This is a genomic window from Nitratidesulfovibrio oxamicus, from assembly GCF_015731765.1.
Classification (GTDB): Bacteria; Desulfobacterota; Desulfovibrionia; order Desulfovibrionales; family Desulfovibrionaceae; genus Cupidesulfovibrio; species Cupidesulfovibrio oxamicus.
The window spans coordinates 1-6,301 of sequence record NZ_VRYY01000117.1 but is presented as its reverse complement, the minus strand read 5'-3'; the positions used below and the strand labels follow the sequence as shown (position 1 = coordinate 6,301).

The 6,301-nt window shown below is 61.8% G+C and carries 3 protein-coding genes; 1 reads left to right on the top strand and 2 read right to left on the bottom strand.

Translation table 11 applies throughout. From position 1 onward, the window contains the following. The first annotated feature begins 138 nt into the window (after positions 1-138). Positions 139-609: a Nal1-like putative serine protease gene (locus FVW20_RS05510; protein WP_196608636.1), complete on the top strand. Its 471-nt coding sequence runs from the start codon at positions 139-141 to the stop codon at positions 607-609. Positions 610-997: 388 nt separating this feature from the next. Here FVW20_RS05510 and purF read toward each other — a convergent pair whose 3' ends face one another. Next, positions 998-2,401, bottom strand: a complete 1,404-nt coding sequence (purF, locus tag FVW20_RS05505) for an amidophosphoribosyltransferase (RefSeq protein WP_196608635.1) — start codon at positions 2,399-2,401, stop codon at positions 998-1,000. 191 nt (positions 2,402-2,592) lie between these two features. Next, on the bottom strand, positions 2,593-5,829 hold the full coding sequence (gene carB, locus FVW20_RS05500) for a carbamoyl-phosphate synthase large subunit (RefSeq protein ID WP_196608634.1): 3,237 nt from the start codon (positions 5,827-5,829) through the stop codon (positions 2,593-2,595). Positions 5,830-6,301: the final 472 nt, after the last annotated feature.

Genomic DNA, 6,301 nt, shown 5'->3' with positions numbered 1-6,301 from the left:
CAAGCGGCGAGAGCCAGAGCCCGAGGATACCGAAATGTGGAGAACTTCATCACCATGGTCTACCTGATCGCGGCCCCGATTCAGGTCGTGGTGGCTTCATGAATTCCACATCAAACGTCGAAGAACCAGAAAATTGATGTGGCCACATTTAAAATTGAAACACCAGAGCGGATATCATCGATGCAAGGCTTCTTTTACGACACTCCACACCAACTAGATGCCATACAGCCAGGAATGACCATTCAGAAAGTTGGAAGAACAACTGGATTGACAAGAGGAATTGTAGTAGGTCAATATGACAATCCGGTTCCTATCAAATACACGTCCCCAAATTTCTCTGGGCATGTATACTTTTCGGATTTCTATGTTGTTAGGGGACTTGAAGCCGCCTTCTCTTTGCCCGGCGACTCAGGGTCATTGGTCGTCAACGAAGATGGCAGCGCAGCCGTTGGGCTTGTTTTTGCGGGTGCCGAAGCCAATTTAAGCTACGTCATCCCAATTGAAGACATCGTTAGCGCGATAGGTTTAGAAATAGTATCGGGACACAACGTCTCCCCCCACGGAGGCCATGATGAACGCCAAGATCAGAACATTGACCAAGGAACTTAGAAAAAGACTCAACCTCACTGATTCTCAAGCATCCATTTTAATTGACCAAACATCAACGCCAGAAAAATTCATCGTCCACCTTTTTTGCCACAAGGGAGCTAACCAGTTTCCTAAGCAATGGCATGGGCATGCTGTCGAATATATATCCACTGATTTCCCAAAGGCATACATCACACGCGAGCCTCTTTGCTGCTAATCCGCAAAAGCTCCACAGTGGGGCTTCACCCTCTTTCCAAGCTCAGCTTGCCTTATTAGGTCATGCCCAACGCTCACAATGACATTGCCAACTAGCTCAGCGCAAGAAAAGGGGGACGGCGAGCCGCCCCCCTTTTCTTTTGCGAAATGCAACATATTCACAAGCACAGAGCAATCAAAAGCTTGCCCTGCCCTAGTCCGTCACCTCAAGGCACGCCCTACTGCACCCGCCACCCGCGCAGGGGATGGGGTAGTCGCCGCTGAAGCAGGCCAGGCAGTAGTTTTCGGGGTGCGACACGGAGCGCAGCAGCCCGTCGATGGACAGGTAGTGCAGCGAATCCAGCCCGATGAACCGTTCGATCTCGGCAATGGAATGGTTGGCCGCAATCAGTTCGCCCTTGGACGAAAAGTCGATGCCGTAGAAGCACGGGTGCTTGATGGGCGGGCAGCTGACGCGGAAGTGCACTTCCGCCGCGCCCAGTTCGCGCAGTTTCTTCACGCGGGTGCGAATGGTGGTGCCGCGCACGATGGAATCGTCCACGATGCAGATGCGCTTGCCCTTGATCATGCTCTTGACCGGGTTGATCTTCACCTGCACGCCAAAGTCGCGCATGTCCTGCGAGGGCTGGATGAACGTACGGCCCACGTAGTGGTTGCGGATCATGGCGTGCTCGTACGGCAGGCCCGACTGCTGGGCAAAGCCCACCGCACAGTAGATGCCCGAATCCGGGAAGGGCATGATGAAGTCCACGTCCGGGGCCGATTCCATGGCCAGTTGGCGGCCCATTTCCTTGCGGCACTGGTACACGTCTTCGCCGAACACGATGGAGTCGGGCCGGGCGAAGTAGACCAGTTCGAAGATGCACTGGCGCGTGGGCGGCTTGTTGCCTTCGTCGAGCAGGCTGTAGCTTTTCACGCTGTTGCCTTCGATGACCAGCATTTCGCCGGGGTCCAGCGGGCGGATGAATTCCGCCTCCATCAGGTCGAAGGCGCAGGTTTCGGATGCCAACACCGGCGAACCGGCCAGGCGGCCCAGGGCCAGCGGGCGCATGCCGTGCGGGTCGCGCATGGCGATGAGCTTGTCGTTGGCGAGAATGATCAGCGAATACGCGCCCTGCACCCGCTTGCACGCGGCCATGACGGCTTCCTCGAAGCTTTTGCCGTTCATGTTGTGCGCGATGAGGTGCACGAACACTTCGCTGTCAATGGAAGTCTGGAAGATGGCCCCCTTCCGTTCCAGTTCGTCGCGCAGTTCCACGGTGTTGGTCAGGTTGCCGTTGTGCGCGATGGCGATTTCCATGCCCTTGAAGCGCACCAGAAACGGCTGGGCGTTGCGGATGAGCGAGGCCCCGGTGGTGGAATAGCGGATGTGGCCGACGGCGATGTTGCCCTTCAGCTCCTTGCCCAGGTGCCGTTCGTTGAACACGTCGGGCACCAGGCCCATGCCCCGGTGCTCGCGCAGCTTCTGGCCGTCCCAGGTGACGATGCCCGCGCTTTCCTGCCCGCGATGCTGCAGGGCGTACAGGCCGAAATATGCCATGCGCGCCGCTTCGACGTGGTTGTAGATGCCGAAGATGCCGCAGTAATGCTTGATCATGCTCTACCTCGATGCAGACGGTCCGTTACGCGCCCATTGTGGTCATGTCATGCGCCAGTCATGCGCCAGCCGCTCGCCAGCCGCTCGCCAGCCGCTCGTCTGGCCTTGCCTGTCGTTCAGCAGGCATTCGCCACATTGCGCGTGGCCCCAAAGCGCAGGACCGGGCCTGAGGCCCGGTCCTTGTCGGTCTTCTAGTTGGTTCCGTAGTATTCCTGCAGGCTCTTCACGTTCACCCCGCAGCAGCGGCTGGCCCGTATGGCCTGCGCGATGGCCTTGGCGCCGGATACGGTGGTGCTGTAGGGCACCCCGTACATCAGCGTGGCCTGCCGGATGGACTTGGAATCCTGCACGGTGCGCTTGCCCGAGGCGGTGTTGAGCACCAGGGCGATATCGCCGTTCTTGATGAAGTCCACGATGTTGGGCCTTCCCTCGTACACCTTGTGTACCGACGTGGCGGGCACGCCGCCTTCGCGCAGCAGCCTGGCGGTGCCGCTGGTGGCCAGCACCTCGAAGCCGAGGTCCGCGAACATGCTGGCCACTTCCGTGATCAGCAGCTTGTCGCGGTCGTTGACGGAGATGAAGATCTTGCCGCTTTCGGGCAGACGCTGCCCGCCGGCAAGCTGGCCCTTCAGATAGGCTTCCTCGAAGCTGGAGGCAATACCCATCACCTCGCCCGTGGACCGCATTTCCGGGCCGAGCAGGATGTCCACCCCCGGGAAGCGGTTGAACGGGAACACCGATTCCTTCACCGAGAAGTAGCCGGTGCGGCGCATGGACCAGGGGTCCAGTTCCTTCAGCGTGGCCCCCAGCATTATCTGGGTGGCCAGGCGCGGCAGGGGCACCGCCGTGGCCTTGGACACGAAGGGCGCGGTGCGCGAGGCGCGGGGGTTCACTTCAAGGATGTAGATGAGGCCGTCCTTGACCGCGAACTGGATGTTCATCAGGCCCACCACGCGCAGTTCGCGCGCCAGTTCCACGGTCTGCCGGGCAATCTCGTTGACGATGGCCTCGGGCAGGGTGTGCGGCGGAATGACGCAGGCGGAGTCGCCGGAGTGGATGCCCGCTTCCTCGATGTGTTCCATGATGCCCGCCACGTACACGTCGGTGCCGTCGGACAGGGCGTCCACGTCCACCTCGATGGCGCTTTCCAGGAACTTGTCGATGAGGATGGGGTGCTTGGGCTTTTCACCCACCGAATTGGCAAAGTATTCTGCCAGCTGTTCCTCGTCGTACACGATTTCCATGGCCCGGCCACCCAGCACGTAGCTGGGCCGCACCACCGTCGGGTACCCGATGCGGGCGGCGGCGCTGCGCGCCTCGGGCAGGGACATGACCGTGGCGTTGGCGGGCTGGCGCAGGCCCAGCTTCTGCAACAGGGCCTGGAAGCGTTCGCGGTCTTCGGCGCGGTCGATGGAATCGGGCGAGGTGCCAAGAATGGGCACGCCGGCGCGCATCAGCGGCACGGCCAGGTTCAGCGGGGTCTGCCCGCCGAACTGCACCACCACCCCGTCGGGCTTCTCCGCCTCGATGATGTTCATGACATCCTCGTAGGTCAGCGGCTCGAAGTACAGACGGTCGGAGGTGTCGTAGTCGGTGGATACCGTTTCCGGGTTGGAGTTGACCATGATGGCCTGCACGCCCATTTCCTTCAGCGCGAAGGAGGCGTGGCAGCAGCAGTAGTCGAACTCGATGCCCTGCCCGATGCGGTTGGGCCCGCCACCCAGGATGATGACCTTCTTGCGGTCTTCCACTGCCACTTCATGGCCGGTCTCGTAGGTGGAGTAGTAGTACGGGGTGTACGCCTCGAACTCGCTGGCGCAGGTGTCCACCAGATAGTAGGTGGGGGCGATGCCCATCTGCTTGCGCAGGGTGCGCACGTCCGATTCGGGGCGCTTCCACATTTCGGCCAGCTGGCGGTCGGAAAAGCCGTATTCCTTGGCGCGGCGCATCAGGGCCACCAGTTCCGCGTTGTCCACGGTCATGGCGTTGCCCAGGGCAAAGTCGCGCAGTTCGGCTTCCATGTCGACCAGGTCCTTCATCTGGCGCAGGAACCACGGGTCGATGGCGGTGGCCTCGTGGATTTCCTCCACGGTCATGCCGTCCAGCATGGCGTGGCGCACGTAGAAGATGCGGCGCGAGTTGGGCGTGCGCAGCTTGCGCATGATCTCTTCGCGCTCCGGACCCTTGCAGCGGAAGGCGGAACCAAGACCGGGCGCGCCCACTTCCAGCGAGCGCAGGCCCTTCTGCAGCGATTCCTTGAAGGTGCGGCCAATGGACATGGCCTCGCCCACGCTCTTCATGGAGGTGGTCAGCTCGTCCTTGGCACCGGGAAACTTTTCGAAGGTGAAGCGCGGAATCTTGGTGACGCAGTAGTCGATGGACGGCTCGAAGCTGGCCATCGTCTCGCGGGTGATGTCGTTGGGAATTTCGTCCAGCGTGTAGCCCACGGCCAGCTTGGCCGCGATCTTGGCGATGGGGAACCCGGTGGCCTTGGAGGCCAGCGCGGAAGAACGCGACACGCGGGGGTTCATTTCAATGACCACCATGTCGCCGTTCTGCGGGTTGATGCCGAACTGCACGTTGGAGCCGCCCGTTTCCACGCCGATTTCGCGCATGATGGCGATGGAGGCGTCGCGCATCATCTGGTACTCGACGTCGGTCAGGGTCTGGGCCGGGGCCACGGTGATGGAATCGCCCGTGTGCACGCCCATGGCGTCGAAGTTTTCGATGGAGCAGATGATGACGCAGTTGTCGGCCTTGTCGCGCATCACCTCCATCTCGAATTCCTTCCAGCCCAGCACCGACTGTTCGATCATCACCTCGTGCTTGATGGAGGCGGCAAGACCGCGCGCGGCGATCTCTTCCAGGTCCTCCATGTTGTAGGCGATGCCGCCGCCGGTGCCGCCCATGGTGAAGGCCGGGCGGATGATCAGCGGGAAGGGCATTTCGGTGCCAAGGCGGCGCACGTCTTCCATGGTGCGGGCAATGCCGCTGGCGGGCACCTTCAGGCCTATGTTGGCCATGGCCTCGCGGAACAGTTCGCGGCTTTCCGCCTTTTCGATGACCTGCTTGTTGGCCCCGATGAGCTCCACGCCGCATTCTTCCAGCACGCCCATGGCGGCAAGGGCCAGCGCGGTGTTCAGGCCGGTCTGGCCGCCCAGGGTGGGCAGCAGCGCGTCGGGCCGCTCCTTGCGGATGATGGCGGCAACCGTTTCCGGCTCGATGGGTTCGATGTAGGTGCGGTCGGCAAGACCGGGGTCGGTCATGATGGTGGCGGGGTTGGAGTTGACCAACACCACCTCGTAGCCTTCTTCCTTCAGGGCCTTCACGGCCTGCGTGCCGGAATAGTCGAATTCGCACGCCTGCCCGATGACGATCGGGCCGGAACCGATGACCATGATCCGCTTCAAATCGGTGCGTTTGGGCATTGGACTCTGTCTGGTAACAGGGTTGCCCCGCAGGGGCGGGAAAGAAGAGGGCTGCCGGGACAAAGGCGGGAGGAGTGTGCGGGGCGTTCCGGCGCGGCGAGGCGCGGGGGAACGGCCATCCACCCGCGATTGTTACGGAACATGCAGGAATGAACCCACATTCCGTCAGCAATCCGGCTCTTATATCGCGCACCCCCGCGCTTGGCAAGACGCGCACGGGGTGGCGGAAGGGCCGGAACCCCGTTTTTTGACATTGATGGGAAAGCGGGGGCGTGTGTCGTACATGCCCGCCGCAGGCGGGTATCGCGCGCGGCGGCAGCACCGCGAGAAGCCCGCCGCTGTCCGCAATCCCCTGTCGCCGCCTGCCGTTCGCGGGCAAACCGCCCCACGCGCCGGTGAACCCCCACGCCCCGCCGCCCTGCACCCTTCGAATCCGTCCGAATCCGCACGTTGCTTCGCACCGCGCCGCCCC